General features: G+C 72.3%; 17 protein-coding genes. 4 read left to right on the top strand and 13 right to left on the bottom strand.

Annotated elements, in window-relative coordinates:
- The 7 genes from ACSJD1_RS16270 to ACSJD1_RS16240 form a co-directional block, all read right to left on the bottom strand.
- Entirely contained in the window at positions 1 to 777 is a 777-nt protein-coding gene (locus tag ACSJD1_RS16270; protein ID WP_438856329.1) for an electron transfer flavoprotein subunit beta/FixA family protein, read from the bottom strand.
- A complete protein-coding gene (locus ACSJD1_RS16265) occupies positions 777 to 1628 on the bottom strand; it encodes an HpcH/HpaI aldolase/citrate lyase family protein (protein WP_438856328.1) in 852 nt (283 codons plus the stop codon). The genes ACSJD1_RS16270 and ACSJD1_RS16265 overlap by 1 nt, the downstream gene beginning before the upstream one ends.
- A complete protein-coding gene (locus ACSJD1_RS16260; RefSeq protein WP_438856327.1) occupies positions 1625 to 2146 on the bottom strand; it encodes a MaoC family dehydratase in 522 nt (173 codons plus the stop codon). Before ACSJD1_RS16260 ends, ACSJD1_RS16265 begins: the two co-directional genes overlap by 4 nt.
- 32 nt (positions 2147 to 2178) lie before the next feature.
- A complete protein-coding gene (locus tag ACSJD1_RS16255; RefSeq protein WP_438856326.1) occupies positions 2179 to 3342 on the bottom strand; it encodes an acyl-CoA dehydrogenase family protein in 1164 nt (387 codons plus the stop codon).
- 8 nt (positions 3343 to 3350) lie between these two features.
- Positions 3351 to 5399, bottom strand: a complete 2049-nt coding sequence (locus ACSJD1_RS16250) for an acetyl/propionyl/methylcrotonyl-CoA carboxylase subunit alpha (RefSeq protein ID WP_438856325.1) — start codon at positions 5397 to 5399, stop codon at positions 3351 to 3353.
- Between the two features lie 5 nt (positions 5400 to 5404).
- Positions 5405 to 7012 carry a carboxyl transferase domain-containing protein gene (locus ACSJD1_RS16245; protein ID WP_438856324.1) on the bottom strand — a complete coding sequence of 536 codons (1608 nt, stop codon included), beginning with the start codon at positions 7010 to 7012 and terminating at the stop codon, positions 5405 to 5407.
- Positions 7013 to 7121: 109 nt separating this feature from the next.
- Complete coding sequence (locus ACSJD1_RS16240; protein ID WP_438856323.1) at positions 7122 to 7688, bottom strand: TetR/AcrR family transcriptional regulator; 567 nt, start codon at positions 7686 to 7688, stop codon at positions 7122 to 7124.
- Positions 7689 to 7744: 56 nt separating this feature from the next.
- Between ACSJD1_RS16240 and ACSJD1_RS16235 the strand changes: the two genes are divergently transcribed.
- The 3 genes from ACSJD1_RS16235 to ACSJD1_RS16225 all read left to right on the top strand — a co-directional run bounded on the left by ACSJD1_RS16235 (position 7745) and on the right by ACSJD1_RS16225 (position 9617).
- A complete protein-coding gene (locus ACSJD1_RS16235) occupies positions 7745 to 8476 on the top strand; it encodes an MBL fold metallo-hydrolase (protein WP_438856322.1) in 732 nt (243 codons plus the stop codon).
- An 80-nt stretch (positions 8477 to 8556) separates the two neighbouring features.
- Positions 8557 to 9153 (top strand): SACE_7040 family transcriptional regulator, encoded by a 597-nt coding sequence (locus tag ACSJD1_RS16230; protein WP_438856403.1) that lies wholly within the window; start codon positions 8557 to 8559, stop codon positions 9151 to 9153.
- Positions 9132 to 9617 carry a GNAT family N-acetyltransferase gene (locus ACSJD1_RS16225; protein WP_438856321.1) on the top strand — a complete coding sequence of 162 codons (486 nt, stop codon included), beginning with the start codon at positions 9132 to 9134 and terminating at the stop codon, positions 9615 to 9617. The genes ACSJD1_RS16230 and ACSJD1_RS16225 overlap by 22 nt, the downstream gene beginning before the upstream one ends.
- A gap of 52 nt (positions 9618 to 9669) precedes the next feature.
- On the opposite strand, the gene ACSJD1_RS16220 is transcribed toward ACSJD1_RS16225, so the two are convergent.
- The 5 genes from ACSJD1_RS16220 to pdhA all read right to left on the bottom strand — a co-directional run bounded on the left by ACSJD1_RS16220 (position 9670) and on the right by pdhA (position 14368).
- Positions 9670 to 9993, bottom strand: a complete 324-nt coding sequence (locus tag ACSJD1_RS16220) for a histone-like nucleoid-structuring protein Lsr2 (protein WP_438856320.1) — start codon at positions 9991 to 9993, stop codon at positions 9670 to 9672.
- Positions 9994 to 10244: 251 nt separating this feature from the next.
- Positions 10245 to 10553, bottom strand: a complete 309-nt coding sequence (locus ACSJD1_RS16215; RefSeq protein WP_438856319.1) for a 4a-hydroxytetrahydrobiopterin dehydratase — start codon at positions 10551 to 10553, stop codon at positions 10245 to 10247.
- Between the two features lie 262 nt (positions 10554 to 10815).
- The gene (locus tag ACSJD1_RS16210; RefSeq protein ID WP_438856318.1) at positions 10816 to 12243 is read right to left on the bottom strand and encodes a dihydrolipoamide acetyltransferase family protein; all 1428 of its coding nucleotides are present in this window, start codon (positions 12241 to 12243) and stop codon (positions 10816 to 10818) included.
- Positions 12240 to 13250 (bottom strand): alpha-ketoacid dehydrogenase subunit beta, encoded by a 1011-nt coding sequence (locus ACSJD1_RS16205; protein WP_438856317.1) that lies wholly within the window; start codon positions 13248 to 13250, stop codon positions 12240 to 12242. The genes ACSJD1_RS16210 and ACSJD1_RS16205 overlap by 4 nt, the downstream gene beginning before the upstream one ends.
- Positions 13247 to 14368, bottom strand: coding sequence for a pyruvate dehydrogenase (acetyl-transferring) E1 component subunit alpha (gene pdhA, locus ACSJD1_RS16200; protein WP_438856316.1), 1122 nt, complete (start codon positions 14366 to 14368; stop codon positions 13247 to 13249). The genes ACSJD1_RS16205 and pdhA overlap by 4 nt, the downstream gene beginning before the upstream one ends.
- A 166-nt stretch (positions 14369 to 14534) precedes the next feature.
- On the opposite strand from pdhA, the gene ACSJD1_RS16195 reads away from it, so the two are divergent.
- Positions 14535 to 14996: an Lrp/AsnC family transcriptional regulator gene (locus tag ACSJD1_RS16195; protein ID WP_438856315.1), complete on the top strand. Its 462-nt coding sequence runs from the start codon at positions 14535 to 14537 to the stop codon at positions 14994 to 14996.
- Positions 14997 to 15140: 144 nt separating this feature from the next.
- Here ACSJD1_RS16195 and ACSJD1_RS16190 read toward each other — a convergent pair whose 3' ends face one another.
- The gene (locus ACSJD1_RS16190; RefSeq protein ID WP_438856314.1) at positions 15141 to 15449 is read right to left on the bottom strand and encodes a hypothetical protein; all 309 of its coding nucleotides are present in this window, start codon (positions 15447 to 15449) and stop codon (positions 15141 to 15143) included.
- Positions 15450 to 15520: the final 71 nt, after the last annotated feature.

The following is a 15520-nucleotide window of genomic DNA, read 5'->3' as shown; positions in this document are numbered from 1 at the left end:
TCAGACCAGCCGGTTCTCGATCAGGAACTCCGCGATGCGAGTGCCCCCGTCGCCCTCGTCCGTGATCTTCGTCCCCGCGGTGCGCGGCGGCTTCTCGGCGACGGCGGTCATGATCGACACGGGGACCGAGAGGTCCTCGGGCTCGACGCCCAGGTCGGAGGCCGTCAGCGTCTCGAACGGCTTCTTCTTCGCCGCCATGATGCCCTTGAAGTTCGGGAAGCGGGCGTCGGGCAGCGCCTCGGTGATCGAGATGACCGCGGGCAGCGGCGCGCGTACGCGCATGGTGCCACCGTCGACGGTGCGGGTCCCGGAGACCGAGTCGTCGGCGAGTTCCACGGAGGTGAGCGCCGTCGCGTTCGGCACCTCGAGCAACTCCGCGAGCATGGCGGGCATCACGCCGCCGCTGCCGTCGGTCGAGAGGTTCCCCGTGATGACGAGGTCGAACCCGGTGCGGCGGATCGCCGCGGCGAGGGTGCGCGCGGTGAGGCCGAGGTCTGCGCCGGCCAGGCCCGGATCGGCGATGTGCACGGCCGAGCCGGCGCCCATCGCCAGGCCCTTGCGGATGGTCGTCGCGGCGCTCTCCGGCGCCATCGACATGACGATCACCTCGGTGCCGGCGTGCGCGTCGGCGTGGGCGAGCGCCACCTCGAGCGCGCGCTCGCCGATCTCGTCGAGCACCGCCTCACTCGCGGCGCGATCGGCGAGCCCCGTCTCGAGGTCGAGCTTGCGCTCGCCGTACGTGTCGGGGACCTCCTTCACGAGGACGATGATCTTCATCAGGCTCCAGTCCCTTCTTCGAACCCGCCCCGGGAACGATCCCGCCGCACGACCGCCTCGGCCTGCCGCAGGAGTGGTGCGTCGACCATCTGCCCGCGGAAGGCGAACACGCCGTCGCCCTCGCGGCCGCCGGCCTCGGCGAGCATAGCGCGCGCCCACTCCAGTTTCCCGGCGCTCGGCGCGTACGCGGCCCGGACGACCTCGACCTGGCCCGGGTGCACGCAGGCCGTGGCGGCGAAGCCGAGTGCGCTCGCATCCTCTGCCTCAGCGCGGAGGCCGTCCGCGTCGGCGAGGTCGAGGTGGACCGCATCGATCGCCGCCACGCCGTGCGCACCGGCCGCGAGCAGCACCTGGGACCTGGCGTGCCGCGCGACGTCGCGGTATCGGCCGTCGGGGTGACGGCTCGAGTCGCCGCCGAGCGAGGCGACGAGGTCCTCCGCGCCCCACATGAGCGCGGAGACGATCGGCACCGACGCGATGTCGGCCGCGGCGAGCACGCCGCGCGCGGTCTCGCACAGCGCGATCACGTCGAAGTCCTCGAGGGCCACGAGATCGGCCGTGCCCTCGCACTTGGCGAGCATGAGCGTGCGGTAGCCGGTGCGCCGCACCGCGGCGAGGTCGTCGGCGAGGTGCGGGGTGGACGCCGGGTTCACCCGCACGATGACGCGCGCGGGATCGATCGGGTTGGCCACGAGCGACTCGCGCGCCGCCGACTTCCCCGACTCGGCCACGGCGTCCTCGAGGTCGAGGATCACCGCGTCGGCACGCTCGGCCGCCTTGGCGTACCGGTCGGGCCGGTCCGCAGGACAGAACAGCAGCGCGGGCCCGAACGGGAACGGCGGGTGCGTCATCCGCTCACCTCGTCGTGGCCGCGCGAGGCCCGTTCGCCCGCCTCGCGGGTCCAGACGAGCATGGTGCGCGACGCCGTGGCGACCACCTCGCCGTCCTGGTTGCGCGCGGTGTGCCCGAGCACCACGATGCCCTCGCCGGGCCGCGACGACGACCGCCGCTTCGACTCCACGACGCTCTCGCCGTACAGGGTGTCGCCCACGAACACGGGGTTCGGGAAGGCGACCGCACCGAAGCCGAGGTTGGCGACGAGCGTGCCCTGCGTGAGCTGTCCCACCGACTGGCCGACGAGGGTCGACAGGGTGAAGAGCGAGTTGACCAGGACGCGGCCGAACGGCTGGCGGGCCGACCACGCGGCGTCGAGGTGCAGCGGCTGCGGGTTCATGGTCAGCGTCGTGAACAGGACGTTGTCGGCCTCGGTCACGGTGCGGCCGGGTCGGTGCAGGTAGCGCACGCCCTCCTCGAACTCATCGAACCAGAGCCCGCGCTGCACGATTTCGCGCATCTCGGCATCCGACATGACGCTCCCTCCTCCCCGGCGGCCGAGCCGCCCTACGCCGCCAGCCCGAGCTCGCGGGCGATGACCATGAGCTGCACCTCGTTGGTGCCCTCGCCGATCTCGAGGATCTTCGAGTCACGGTAGTGGCGGGCCACCGTCGTCTCGTTCATGAAGCCCATGCCACCGAAGATCTGCGTCGCGTCGCGGGCGTTCAGCATGGCCGCGTCGCTGGCGACGAGCTTCGCGATGGCCGCCTCCTTCTTGAACGGCAGCCCGGCGTCGGCGCGCCGCGCCGCGTCGTGCCAGGCGAGGCGGGCGGTGTGCACGCGGGCCTGCATGCCGGCGATGGTGAAGGCGATGTACTGGTGGCTGGCGATGGGCACGCCGAAGACGTTGCGGGTCTTCGCGTAGGCCATGGCCTCGTCGAGGCAGCCCTGCGCCGCACCCGTCGCGAGCGCGGCGATGGCGATGCGGCCCTCGTCGAGCGCCTGCAGGAAGTTCGCGAAGCCGCGCCCGCGCTCGCCGAGCAGGTTCGCGGCCGGCACCCGGACGTCGTCGAAGGTCAGCGGATGGGTGTCCGAGGCGCGCCATCCGGACTTGTCGTAGCCGGGCCCCACGGTGAACCCGGGGGTGCCGTTCGGCACGATGATCGTGGAGAGCTCCTTCGCGGTGGAGCCGTCGGGGCGCGTGCGCTCCCCCGTGACCGCCGTGACCGTGACGAACGAGGTGATCGGGGTGCCAGAGTTGGTGATGAACTGCTTGGAGCCGTTCACGACCCATTCGTCGCCGTCGAGCACGGCCGTCGTCCGGGTGGCGCCCGCGTCGGATCCGGCCTCGGGTTCGGTGAGTCCGAATCCGGCGAGCGCGCGACCGGCCACGAGGTCGGGCAGGAACTGCGCCTTCTGCTCGTCGGTGCCGTGACGGTAGATCGGCATGGCCCCGAGGCCCACGCCGGCCTCGAGGGTGATGGCGATCGACTGGTCGACGCGGGCGAGCGCCTCGATCGCGAGGCACAGCGCCATGTAGTCGCCGCCCTGCCCTCCGACCTCCTCGGGGAAGGGCAGGCCGAAGAGTCCGAGCTCGCCCATCTGCGCCACGACGTCCATCGACAGCTCGTGGGTGCGGTCGGCCTCGTACGCCTGCGGGGCGACGACGGTGTCGGCGAACTCGCAGACCATGTCGTAGAGCTGCTGTTCCTCATCGGTCAGGTCGTGCATGGTGCTCCTCATTCCTGGTGGGATGCGTTCGGGACGGCGGCGTCGTGGGCGCCGGCCCGGGGTCGGTCATCGGATGCCGCGGGTCCGGCCTCGGCATGCACCGTCGCGGGCTCGACGCGAGCGACGACCTGGTCGCGCGCGACCTGGTCGCCCACGGCGACGCGAAGGCGCGCAACGCCGGCGACGGTCGCGGTGACGCGGTGCTCCATCTTCATCGCCTCGATCGCGAGCACGGCCTGCCCGGGCTCGACGGAGTCGCCGTCGCCCACGAGGATCGTCGTGACGCTGCCGGGCATCGGCGCGCGGAGAGCGGGGTCGGCGCTGCCGCCGCGCTCCAGCAGGGCGAGGCGCGCCTCGAGCGCGACGCGGCGATCCGGCCGCGCGAACGCCCTCGTGCGGCCGTCGAGGTGCACCCACACCGTGCCGTCGGTCGCGGTCGCCACCGTGGCCCGGTCGAGGTCGGAGGGCCGATCGGCCGCTCCGGCCGCCGGCGTGACGCTCGCATCTGAGCCGATTCGCCAGCCCCGGGCGCTGCGCCAGGCGTGGTCGCCCGCCGCGGCGGCGCGCGCGTCGCGCTCTCGCACGGCGTCCGCGACCTGCCCGAGCGGGTCGGGCGACGAGCCCGGGGCGTCCATGGCAGCCGGATCGGAGGGGTCGGCGACGGCCGAGGAATGCGCCGCCCCCGGCGCGCCCGCCGACGCCGCGGATGCCGCTGCGGGGAGCCGGTCGATCAGCCCGGTGTCGAGGTGCCCGTCGCGCACGTCGGGGTGTGCGAGCAGGGTCCGGAGGAACGCGACGTTCGTCTCGACGCCGAGCAGCACGGTGTCGGCGAGCGCAGCGTCGAGCCGATCGATGGCCTCCGCCCGGTCGGCGCCGTGCGCGATGACCTTCGCGATCATCGGGTCGTAGTCGGCGGTGATGCGCTGGCCCTCGCGGATGCCGGCGTCGACGCGCACGCCCTCTCCCGCAGGGACTCGCCAGGCGAGCACGTCGCCCGTCGACGGCAGGAAGCCGCGCTCGGGGCTCTCGGCGTAGACGCGCGCCTCGATCGCGTGGCCGGTCATCCGCACGTCGCCCTGCGCGATCGCGAGCGGCTCCCCCGCCGCGATGCGGAGCTGCTGCTCCACCAGGTCGACGCCCGTCACGAGCTCGGTCACCGGGTGCTCGACCTGCAGGCGCGTATTCATCTCGATGAAGAAGAACTCGTCGGGCGCGGCATCCGAGACCAGGAACTCGACGGTGCCGGCGCCGAGGTAATCGACGCTGCGGGCCGCCTCGCACGCCGCCGCGCCGATGCGCTCGCGGGTCGCGGCGTCGAGCAGCGGCGACGGCGCCTCCTCGACGACCTTCTGGTGACGACGCTGCAGCGAGCACTCGCGCTCGCCCAGGTGGATCACGTTCCCGTGCGCGTCGGCGAGCACCTGCACCTCGATGTGGCGCGGGCGCTCGACGAACCGCTCGAGCAGGAGCGTGTCGTCGCCGAACGCCGCTCGGGCGACGCGGCGGGCCGCGGGCAGCGCGTGCTCGAGCTCGGACTGGTCGCGCGCGACCTGCATGCCCTTGCCGCCGCCGCCCGCCGACGGCTTGACGAGGATCGGGAACCCGACGTGCGGTGCGGCGTCGAGCAGTTCGTCATCCGTCGCCTCGGGCTCGCTGACGCCGGGCACGACGGGCACGCCGGACGCCTCGACGTGCCGCTTCGCGCGGATCTTGTCGCCCATGACCTCGAGGGCCAGCGTTCCTGGCCCCACGAACACGATGCCGGCCTCGGCGCACGCACGGCCGAATGCCGCGTTCTCGCTGAGGAAGCCGTAGCCAGGGTGGACGGCCTGGGCGCCCGTCTCGAGCGCGGCGCGCACGATGCGCGCGGAGTCGAGGTAGCTCTCGGACGCCGCGGCGGGGCCGATCCGCGCGGCCTCGTCGGCCAGCGCGACGTGGGGCGCTCCGGCGTCGGCATCGGAGTAGACCGCGATCGCGCGGATGCCGAGGCGCTTCAGGGTCCGGATGACCCGGACGGCGATCTCACCGCGGTTGGCGACGAGGACACGTTCGAACATTCCCATCACATCCTGAACAGGCCGAAGCGGGGCTCGGGCAGCGGCGTGCGGCTGGCGAGCTCGAGGGCGAGGGCGAGTACCGTGCGGGTGTCGCCGGGCTCGATGACCCCGTCGTCCCACAGCCGCGAGGTCGAGTGGTACGGGCTGCCCTGCGCCTCGTACTGCGCGCGCACGGGCGACTTGAACGCCTCCTCGGCCTCGGACGACCACTCCTCGCCGCGCACGGCCATCTGGTCGCGCTTGACCGTCGAGAGCACGGATGCCGCCTGCTCGCCGCCCATCACGGAGATGCGCGCATTCGGCCACATCCAGAGGAACCGCGGCGAGTAGGCGCGGCCGCACATCGAGTAGTTGCCGGCGCCGAAGGAGCCGCCGATCACGACCGTGAACTTCGGCACGCGGGTCGTGGCAACGGCGGTGACCATCTTGGCGCCGTGCTTGGCGATGCCGCCGGCCTCGGCGTCGCGGCCGACCATGAACCCCGAGATGTTCTGGAGGAACACCAGGGGCACGCCGCGCTGGTCGCACAGCTCGATGAAGTGCGCGCCCTTCATGGCCGACTCGCTGAAGAGCACGCCGTTGTTCGCGACGATGCCGATGGGATGGCCGTCGATCCAGGCGAAGCCGGTGACGAGCGTGTCGCCGTACTCCTTCTTGAACTCGTGGAACTCGCTGCCGTCGACGAGTCGGGCGATGACCTCGCGCACGTCGTAGGGCTGCTGCACGTCGACGGGCACGGCCGCCGTGAGCGTCGCGGGGTCGACGACGGGCTCGCGCGGCTCGCGCACGGCCCAGGCCCGTTCGGGCAGGGCGGGGAGGGTCGTGAGGATGTCGCGGACGAGCTCGAGCGCATGCTCGTCGTCCTCCGCGAGGTGGTCGGTGACGCCGGAGGTGCGCGCGTGCAGCTCGCCGCCGCCGAGCTCCTCGGGCGTGACGACCTCGCCGATCGCGGCCTTCACGAGGGGCGGCCCGCCGAGGAAGATCGTGCCCTGGTCGCGCACGATGACCGTCTCGTCGCTCATCGCCGGGACGTAGGCGCCCCCGGCGGTGCACGAGCCCATCACGGCGGCGATCTGCGGGATGCGCCGGGCGGAGAGGTTCGCCTGGTTGTAGAAGATGCGGCCGAAGTGGTCGCGGTCGGGGAAGACCTCGTCCTGCTTCGGGAGGAACGCGCCTCCGGAGTCGACGAGGTAGATGCACGGGAGGCGGTTCTCGAGGGCGACCTCCTGCGCGCGGAGGTGCTTCTTGACCGTCATCGGGTAGTAGGTGCCGCCCTTGACCGTCGCGTCGTTGCAGACGACCATGACGGGCCGGCCGTGCACGAGGCCGACGCCGGCGATCACGCCCGCGGCCGGGGTGTCGTCGTCGTAGAGGTCGGCGGCGGCGAGCGGGGCGAGCTCGAGGAACGGGCTGCCCTCGTCGAGCAGGCGCTCGACGCGGTCGCGAGGCAGCAGCTTGCCGCGGGCGACGTGGCGGTCGCGAGAGGACTCGGGTCCGCCGAGGGCGGCGACGCGCAGCTTCTCGCGCAGCTCGTCGGCCAATGCGGCGTGGGCGTCGGCGTTCGCGCGGGCGGCGTCGGAGGCCGCATCGACCGCGCTCGTGATGGTGTGCATCCGCTCCCGTTCCGCCTCTCCGTCGTGGCGTGTGCGCGAGCAGTTCGGTGAACGCCCGCTAACCGGGATTCATGTTAGCGATCATTCACCGAACTTCGCAACCGCGGCCTCAGTCGGGCGCGGCGAGCCCCCGGACCAGGTGGTCGAGCCCGTACTCCCACGCGTCGTCGACCGACCCGCCGAGGCGGAACGCGCCCGCGATCTCCATGCTGACGAACCCGTGCATCCACGCCGTGATGGTGCGCGCCGAATCGAGCGCGCGCGCCTCGCCCGAGAGCCGTCGCGCCGCCTCCAGGATCGCGGTGCTCGACCGTTCCATCGCCGAGCCGCGCGCTCTCGCCGATTCGGGCAGGGGCCCGAAGATCAGTCCGTAGCCGTGCGGGTGCTCGTGCGCGTAGCGGCGAGCGGATGCCGCGATCGCGCGCACCGCGCCGGCCGCTTCCGCCTCGGTGGCGAGCACCCGGTCCATGCGCGCGCCGATCTCGGCGGCGACGTCCTCCGCGACGAGGCGCACGAGCGCGTCTCGGTCGCGCAGGTGCTTGTAGAGCGAGGGCGCGCGCACGCCGAGTTCGGCGGCGACGGCCTGCATGGTGAGGCCAGGTTGCCCCTCTCGCTCCAGGATCGCGCGCGCCGTGGCGCGGAGCGCTTCGGGCGTGACCTTCGCGGGTGCCGGCATGGCCGCCTCCTCATGGCTATTGACACTAGCCATCATAGCTATGTATCGTAGCCATCATGCAACTCGCACCCGGAATCCGTCGTGTCGGCAACGAGATCGTCGCGTCCTACCTGTTCATCGACGACCGCGGCGTCACGATCGTCGACGCCGGCCTCGCCGGCAACCACCGCGACCTGCTGGCCGAGCTCGCCGACGCCGGCCTCGCGATCGACGACGTGCGCGCGATCATCCTCACGCACGGCGACACCGACCACCTCGGCTTCGCCGAGCGCCTCCGCCGCGACCACGGCGTGCCCGTCTACGTGCACGCCGCCGACCTCGATCGCGCGAAGGGCGGCGACAAGCCCGCGACCAAGCTCGGCCGCGGCATCCGCCCCTGGCCCGTCGCGCGCTTCTTCGCCTACGCCCTCGGCAAGGGTGGCGCGAAGACCGAATACCTCACCGACGCCCGTACGCTCGAGGGCGGGGAACAGCTCGCCGACCTCCCCGGCTCGCCCGAGATCATCGCGATGCCCGGCCACTCCCCGGGCAGCATCGCGGTCCACTCCCCCGCGCTCGACGCGGTCGCCCTCGGCGACGCGCTCACCACTCGCCACGTGCTCACGGGGCGACGCGGCCCGCAGCCCGCGCCGTTCACGGATGCACCCGACACCGCGCTCGACTCGCTCGATCGGCTGGCGGCGACGGATGCCACGTGGGTGCTGCCGGGCCACGGCACGCCCTGGAACCGTGGCGCCGCCGAGGCGGTCCGGCTCGTCCGCGAGGCGGCCGCCGCGGCGGCGCGCTGAGACCCGCGCGGACCCACCTGCTTGCCACCCGTCGACCGTTCGGTTAGTGTTCATTCACCGAATGCCCCGGGAGGTGCACCCTGACCGAGACGCTCACCGAGCGCGGTCGAGCCAAGGCCGACCGTCGCGCCGCGCTGCTCGCCGCAGCCGCGCGGCTGTTCGCCGAGCGGGGGTACCCGGGCGTGACGCTCGAGGAGCTCGGCCAGGCCGCGGGCGTGTCGGGGCCCGCGGTCTACCGCCACTTCCCCGGAAAGGCCGCGGTCCTCGCGGCCATCCTCGTCGACGCCAGCCGTGGGCTCCTCGACGGCGGCCGTCGCACCGTGGAGGAACTCGCCGCACCCGACGAGGCGCTCCGCGGACTCATCCGCTTCCACGTCGACTTCGCGCTCGCGAACGCCGACGTCATCCGCGTGCAGGACCGCGATCTCGACAGCCTCGGCGACGGCGATGCTCACGAGGTCCGGCGCCTGCAGCGCTCCTACGTCGAACTGTGGGTGGGCGTGCTCGCCCGCCTGAGGCCCGACCGGGCCGAATCCGAGTTGCGCATCCGGGCACACGCCGCCTTCGGACTGATCAACTCGACCCCCCACAGCGCCCGCATCCATGGGCGCCGACCCGCGGACAGAGTCGTTCGCAGCATCCTGGAGGACATGGCATGGTCGAGCCTCACGTCGTGACCCTGCGCGCGACCCGCGCCGGCGATCTCGACGAGTTGTTCCGCATCCAACTCGATCCCGAGGCGAACCGCATAGCGGCCTTCACGGCCTCCGATCCGGCGGATCGCACGGCGTTCGACGCGCACTGGGCGAAACTGTTCGCCCGCGAGGACGTCGACGCGCGCACCGTCCGCTGCGACGGACGGATCGTCGGCAGCGTCGGCCGGTGGGTCGACGACGAGACGCACCTGCCCGAGGTCACGTACTGGATCGACCGCGAGCAGTGGGGTCGCGGTATCGCCACGCGTGCCATGCGGCTGTTCCTCGACACGCAGCCGCGACCCGTGCGCGCGCGAGCCGCCGCCGACAACGCGGCCTCCGTCGCCGTGCTCGGCAAGCTCGGGTTCGTCGAGGTCGGTCGCGACCGCGGCTACGCGAACGCCCGCGGCGCCGAGATCGACGAGGTCGTGCTCGAACTGCGGTGAGGCGCCGACCGGTCGGATCCGGCCGGCGACGGCGTACGGGCCCCCGCCCTGGTCAGCGGTTGCGGTAGAGCTCCATGAGCGGTGCGGGGATCCGACCACGGTCGGACACCTGGTGCCCGTTGGCGCGCAGCCACTCGCGCGCGTCCTTCGTGTCACCGCCCGCGGGGGCGCCGCCACGACGACGGGCCGCCCCGCCGCGCCCGGCGGTCTTGCGCGCCGCCCCGATGTAGGGCGCCAGTGCCGCTTCGAGCTTGTCGACGTTCGCCGACGAGAGGTCGATCGAGTACTGGTCGCCGTCGAACGCGAACGACAGGGTCCGGTCGGCGTCGCTGCCGTCGAGGTCGTCGATGAGCGTCTCGACCACGCGCTTTGCCATTGTGCACTTCCGTTTCTGCGGTGGGGCCGCTGGATTCTCTGGGAACGGGCTATTCCGATCATAAATTCGCGTCGATTGGAATTGCGTGAATTCCGGTCAGATGTGGACAATTCGACGCCCCATTGACATTCGCGGGAATTCACCGCTGGTCGTGCGGGCGGAATGCGGTCGCCGGCGTTCCCGGCCTGGCGACGCGACGTCGCGGCTGACGTCGGTGCGCCCGACGCGGACCCACCGCTCCTGCCATCGGATCACCCCGCCGACGCACCCTGGCGGGCCGCGATCTCGGTGATCCGTCGCGCGAGCGCGACGTCCCTCATCGTGACGCCGCCGACGTCGTGCGAGACGAGGTCGAATTCGATCCGCCCCCACCCCAGACGCACGTCGGGGTGGTGATTCATCGCATCCGCCTCGACCGCCACCGCGTCGAGGAGCCGCACCGCGCCCGCGAAATCCGGCGTGCGGAATTCCGCGAACAGACGTTCGCCATCGTGTCGGAATCCCGTGCGCTCGAGTTCGGCCGCGACATCCGCGCGGGAGAGTGGCCTGCGTTCGTCCATGCGGACATCGTGCCCGCCGGCCGAACGCGCCGCCACCGGGGGTACCGGAAGCCGGCACCGGCAACCGCAACCGGGCGACCGGGAGTGGAACGTTAACGGGAACGGGAGGAACTTCCGGCCGCAGCGCGGCGTGTCGCGCCGCGACACGCCGTGCGGGACCCGGAAGTTCCTCCCGTGCGATACAGGCCATCGTCCGCGCGGGACCCGGAAGTTCCTCCCGTGCGACACAGGCCTCCCGTTCGACTCAGGCCTCCCGTGCGACTCAGGCCATCGTGAGCGCGAGCCCGGGGTCGCGGAGGATCCGGCCGATGTCGGCCAGGAACCGCGAGCCCTGCTCGCCGTCGACCAGGCGGTGGTCGAACGAGAGCGAGAGCGTCATGACGTCGCGGAGCGCGATCTCGCCGCGGTGCTCCCACGGAGTGCGGCGCACGGCGCCCATCGCCAGGATCGCCGCCTCCCCCGGGTTCAGGATCGGCGTGCCGGCGTCGATCCCGAACACGCCGATGTTCGTGATCGAGATCGTGCCGCCCGTGAGGTCGGACGGCGCGGTCCGCCCGGCGCGCGCGGTCTCGGCGAGCGAGGCGATCGCATCCGCCAACTCGATGAGCGTCATCCGCTCGGCGCCCGCGACGTTCGGCACGACGAGCCCCCGCTCGGTCGCCGCGGCGATGCCGAGGTTCACGTGGCCGAAGCGCACGATCTCCTGCGCCTCCTCGTCCCACCGCGAGTTCACCTCGGGCGTGCGGCCGGCGGCGATGCACAGCGCCTTGGCGACCACCGTGAGCGGCGTCACCTTGTGGCCGGCATAGGCGCGGTCGGCGCGGATGCCGGCGAGCAGCTCCATGGTCGCGGTCACGTCGACCGTGAGGAATTCCGTCACGTGCGGCGCGGTGAAGGCGCTCCGGACCATCGCGGCCGCGGTGTGCTTGCGGACGCCCTTGATCGGGATGCGCGTTTCGGTCGGCGCAGCATCGCGGGCAACGGAAGTGGGCTGCGACACGGTCTGCGGCGGCGCGCCCGTGGTCGCGGATGCCGCGGCCTCGACGTCGGATCGCGTGATGAGTCCGCGCTCGCCCGTGCCGACGACCGCCTCGAGGTCGACCCCGAGGTCGCGTGCGAGCTTGCGCACGGGCGGGGTCGATCGCGGCCGCTCGCCGCGGCCCGCCCCATCGCCCACGCCCCGCGGATGCGTCGCCGTGTCGGGTTCGATGCGGTCGTGCTCGGGCGGCGCAGGGACGAGGTCCTCCCTGAGCGCGGCCGCGCCGAGCCGGCGCGGCCGGCGCTTCGGGCCGCGCTCGGCGCCCGCGCCGTAGCCGACGAGCGTGGGTTCACGCACCTCGACGGGCTCGCTCGAGGCAGGGGCCGCGGCGGCGTGCGCGTCCTCGGCCGACGCCGACGCGGCATCCGCCTCGACCGGCGTCGCGGCCGCGGGCGCATCGACCGGCCCGCCGGTATCGCACGAGAACAGCTTCTCGCCGACGTTCACGGTCTCGCCCTCGGCGGCGTGCAGCGCGGTCACGGTCCCCTCGAACGGCGACGGCAGCTCGACGACGGCCTTGGCGGTCTCGACGTCGGCGATGATCTGGTTGAGTTCGACGTGATCGCCGACCCGGACGCGCCAGGCGACGATCTCGGACTCGGTCAGCCCCTCGCCGAGATCGGGAAGTGCGAAGTCGCGGATGGTGCTCACGCGTCGACCTCCGAGAGCGAGTTCGGCCGACCGAGGGCGCGGTCGACGCCGTCGAGGATCCGGTCGAGGTCGGGCAGGTGGTACTGCTCCAGCTTCGCCGGCGGGTACGGGATGTCGTGCCCGGTGACGCGGACGGGCGCGGCCTCGAGGTAGTCGAAGCAGCGCTCGGTGATCGACGCGGCGATCTCGGCGCCCAAGCCGCCCTGCTCACCGGCCTCGTGGGCGACGACGAGGCGACCGGTGCGGCGGACGGAGGCCTCGATCGTCGCGTAGTCGACGGGCGCGAGCGAGCGCAGGTCGATGACCTCGATCGACACGCCGTCCTCCGCGGCGGCGGTCGCGGCATCCTTCGCGGTCTGCACGAGGGCGCCGTAGGTGACGAGCGTGACGTCGTCGCCCGTGGCGACCGTCGTCGCGACGCCCATGGGGCGGGCGTCGGCCAGGTTCGCGTCGAGGTCGACCTCGCCCTTGACGTGGTAGCGGCGCTTCGGCTCGAGGAAGATCACGGGGTCGTCGCTCGCGATCGCCTGCTGGATCATCACGTAGGCGTCGGCCGGGTTCGAGCAAGCGACGACGCGGAGGCCGGCGGTGTGCGTGAAGTACGCCTCCGGCGACTCGGAGTGGTGCTCGGCGGCGCCGATGCCGCCGCCGAACGGGATGCGGATCACCATCGGCATGCGCACGGTCCCGCGAGAGCGGTAGTGGAGCTTCGCGACCTGGGCGACGATCTGGTCGAACGCGGGGTAGACGAATCCGTCGAACTGGATCTCGAGGACGGGGCGGAACCCGCGGTACGCCAGGCCCACCGCGGTGCCCACGATGCCGGCCTCGGAGAGCGGGGTGTCGACGACCCGGTGCTCGCCGAACTCGGCCTTGAGGCCGTCGGTGATGCGGAACACCCCGCCGAGGGTGCCGATGTCCTCGCCCATGAGCACGACCTTGTCGTCGTCGGCGAGTGCGCGGCGGAGCCCCTCGTTGATGGCCTTGCCGAAGGTGATGGTGGTCATCGCTCCCCCTCCTCGTCGAACATCGCCAGGTAGCGCGAATAGCGCTCGCGCTGGCGCTCGAGGTGGCTGTTCGGTTCGGCGTACACGTGGTCGAACACGCTCATCGGCTCGGGGTCGGGGATCGCGGTGAGCCCGGCGCGCAGCTCCGCAGCGGCCCGGTCGGCCGCGGCCTTCGCGTCGGCGTCGACCGCCTCCATGTCGGCACCGGATGCCGCCAGGAACGCGTGCAGCCGCGTGATGGGGTCGCGCTCGCGCCACTCGGCGAGGTCGTCGTCGGTGCGGTAGCGCTTCGGGTCGTCGGCCGTGGTGTGCGGGCCCATGCGATAGGTGACGGCCTCGATGAACGCGGGCCCCTCGCCGCGGCGGGCGCGTTCGAGCGCCCAGCGAGTGACCGCGAGCACGGCGAGCACGTCGTTGCCGTCGACGCGGATGCCGGGCATGGCGAACCCGTCGGCGCGGCGCGCGAGGGGCTGCTTCGACTGCAGGCCGACGGGCTCGGAGATCGCCCAGCCGTTGTTCTGGCAGAAGAACACGACGGGCGCGTCGAAGCTCGAGGCGAACACGAGGGCCTCGTTCACGTCGCCCTCGCTCGTCGCACCGTCGCCGAAGTACGCGATCGAGGCGGCGCTCGAGCCGTCCCACTTCGAGCCCATCGCCCAGCCGACGGCGTGGAGCGACTGCGCCCCGATGATGATGTTCGGGATCGCCATCCGCTTCTCGAACGGGTTCCAGCCGGATGCCGCGGAGCCGCGCCACACGCTGAGCAGCTCGTCGGGGCGGACGCCGCGCAGCCAGGCGATGGCGTGCTCGCGGTAGCTGGAGAACACGAAGTCGTCGTCGTGCAGGGCCCGGGCGGATCCGATCTGCGCGGCCTCCTGCCCCGCGAGCGGCGGCCACAGGCCGAGCTCGCCCTGACGCTGCAGGGCGGTGGCCTCGGAGTCGAGCCGGCGGACCACGACCATGTCGCGGTGCAGCCCGATCAGGGCGTCGACGTCGACATCGGCGACCCACGGATCGAACTCGGGGTTCGCGTGGCGACCGCCGGTCGCGTCGAGGAGTCGGACGAGGTCGTCGGGGCGGGTGAGCAGCCCGGTCGCCTCTCGGTCGGTAGGGGTCATCGTCGAACCTCCGTGTCGGCTCGGCCGCCTTGTGGGCAGCCTCGCACCGGCGCCGATGCCGGATACTCGCAGGGTACGACGATATGGCATTCGGCTCAAGCAACGACGATCGCGTTGAGCATGTTGCATGGTGGCGGGTCCGATACCAGTGCTAACGTGTGGCGGTATGACCGGCTACGACACCGTTGACCGCGCTCTGCTCACGGCCCTCGCGGCCGACCCGCGGGCGACGGTCGTCGCCCTCGCCGAGCGACTGCGGATGAGTCGGAACACCGTGCAGGCGAGGATGGCCCGGCTCGAGTCGTCCGGTGCGTTCCTCTCCTTCGAGCGGAGCATCGATCCGAGCCCGCTCGGCTATCCGCTCGAGGCGTTCGTCGCGGTGCACGCGCGGCAGAAGGTGCTGTCCGAGGTCGTGGACGCACTGGCCGAGATCCCCGAGGTGATCCAGGCGCACGGACTCTCGGGGCAGGTCGACCTGCTCGTGCGGGTCGTGTGCCGCGACGCGCACGACCTCTTCCGCATCGACGAGGAGATCCTCGCCATCGAGGGCGTGGAGCGGACGGAGACCTCGCTCGCGATGGGCGAACTCATTCCCTATCGGCTCGGGCCGCTCCTCGCCGCGAACTGACCGGGTCGTCCGGCGGGAACTCGACGGGACGCGGACATCGGGAGGCTCCGCGGCCTCGCGCCCGGACACCGCCCGACCTGCCATCCTGACGGCCCGGCGCGGACCGATTCCGGTCCCGCCGGGTCGTCGATGGCGCGCTCGGGCCTACTTCATCCCGTGGAGGTTCGCGTTGCACCCCGACTGGCCGAACACGAGGAGCACGTCCGACGCTCCGCGCGGGGCATCGAGCACGAACGGGCTGTCCTTGGTGTGGCCCCAGTTCTGGACGTTGCCCGGACCGGCCGTGCCGCCCTCCGAGCCGTCCTCGAGTCCCGAGAACGAGCATTCGGAATTCGCGTGACTCGGCCCCTGGGTGTCCTTCCCGCTACCGCCGACCTCGCCCGCGAACGCCGCATTGGCCGAACCGAGCACCAGCACCGCGCACACCGCAGCACCGACGAGTGTCTTGTTCATCTCTTCTTCCACCATGCACGTCGGCCGCATGCGCGCGCCGACTGACGCCTGACGAGTCGTCGGATGACGCC

Origin of the sequence: Agromyces excoecariae, from assembly GCF_051715505.1 — a bacterium.
Taxonomy (GTDB): Bacteria; Actinomycetota; Actinomycetes; order Actinomycetales; family Microbacteriaceae; genus Agromyces.
This window is presented reverse-complemented; position numbering and strand designations above follow the sequence as displayed.

Bases quoted from the DNA above. Each gene is read 5' to 3' on its own strand.
- ACSJD1_RS16270 (WP_438856329.1), bottom strand. From the start codon at position 777: ATGAAGATCATCGTCCTCGTGAAGGAGGTCCCCGACACGTACGGCGAG.
- ACSJD1_RS16265 (WP_438856328.1), bottom strand. From the start codon at position 1,628: ATGACGCACCCGCCGTTCCCGTTCGGGCCCGCGCTGCTGTTCTGTCCT.
- ACSJD1_RS16260 (WP_438856327.1), bottom strand. From the start codon at position 2,146: ATGTCGGATGCCGAGATGCGCGAAATCGTGCAGCGCGGGCTCTGGTTC.
- ACSJD1_RS16255 (WP_438856326.1), bottom strand. From the start codon at position 3,342: ATGCACGACCTGACCGATGAGGAACAGCAGCTCTACGACATGGTCTGC.
- ACSJD1_RS16250 (WP_438856325.1), bottom strand. From the start codon at position 5,399: ATGTTCGAACGTGTCCTCGTCGCCAACCGCGGTGAGATCGCCGTCCGG.
- ACSJD1_RS16245 (WP_438856324.1), bottom strand. From the start codon at position 7,012: ATGCACACCATCACGAGCGCGGTCGATGCGGCCTCCGACGCCGCCCGC.
- ACSJD1_RS16240 (WP_438856323.1), bottom strand. From the start codon at position 7,688: ATGCCGGCACCCGCGAAGGTCACGCCCGAAGCGCTCCGCGCCACGGCG.
- ACSJD1_RS16235 (WP_438856322.1), top strand. From the start codon at position 7,745: ATGCAACTCGCACCCGGAATCCGTCGTGTCGGCAACGAGATCGTCGCG.
- ACSJD1_RS16225 (WP_438856321.1), top strand. From the start codon at position 9,132: ATGGTCGAGCCTCACGTCGTGACCCTGCGCGCGACCCGCGCCGGCGAT.
- ACSJD1_RS16220 (WP_438856320.1), bottom strand. From the start codon at position 9,993: ATGGCAAAGCGCGTGGTCGAGACGCTCATCGACGACCTCGACGGCAGC.
- ACSJD1_RS16215 (WP_438856319.1), bottom strand. From the start codon at position 10,553: ATGGACGAACGCAGGCCACTCTCCCGCGCGGATGTCGCGGCCGAACTC.
- ACSJD1_RS16205 (WP_438856317.1), bottom strand. From the start codon at position 13,250: ATGACCACCATCACCTTCGGCAAGGCCATCAACGAGGGGCTCCGCCGC.
- pdhA (WP_438856316.1), bottom strand. From the start codon at position 14,368: ATGACCCCTACCGACCGAGAGGCGACCGGGCTGCTCACCCGCCCCGAC.
- ACSJD1_RS16195 (WP_438856315.1), top strand. From the start codon at position 14,535: ATGACCGGCTACGACACCGTTGACCGCGCTCTGCTCACGGCCCTCGCG.
- ACSJD1_RS16190 (WP_438856314.1), bottom strand. From the start codon at position 15,449: ATGAACAAGACACTCGTCGGTGCTGCGGTGTGCGCGGTGCTGGTGCTC.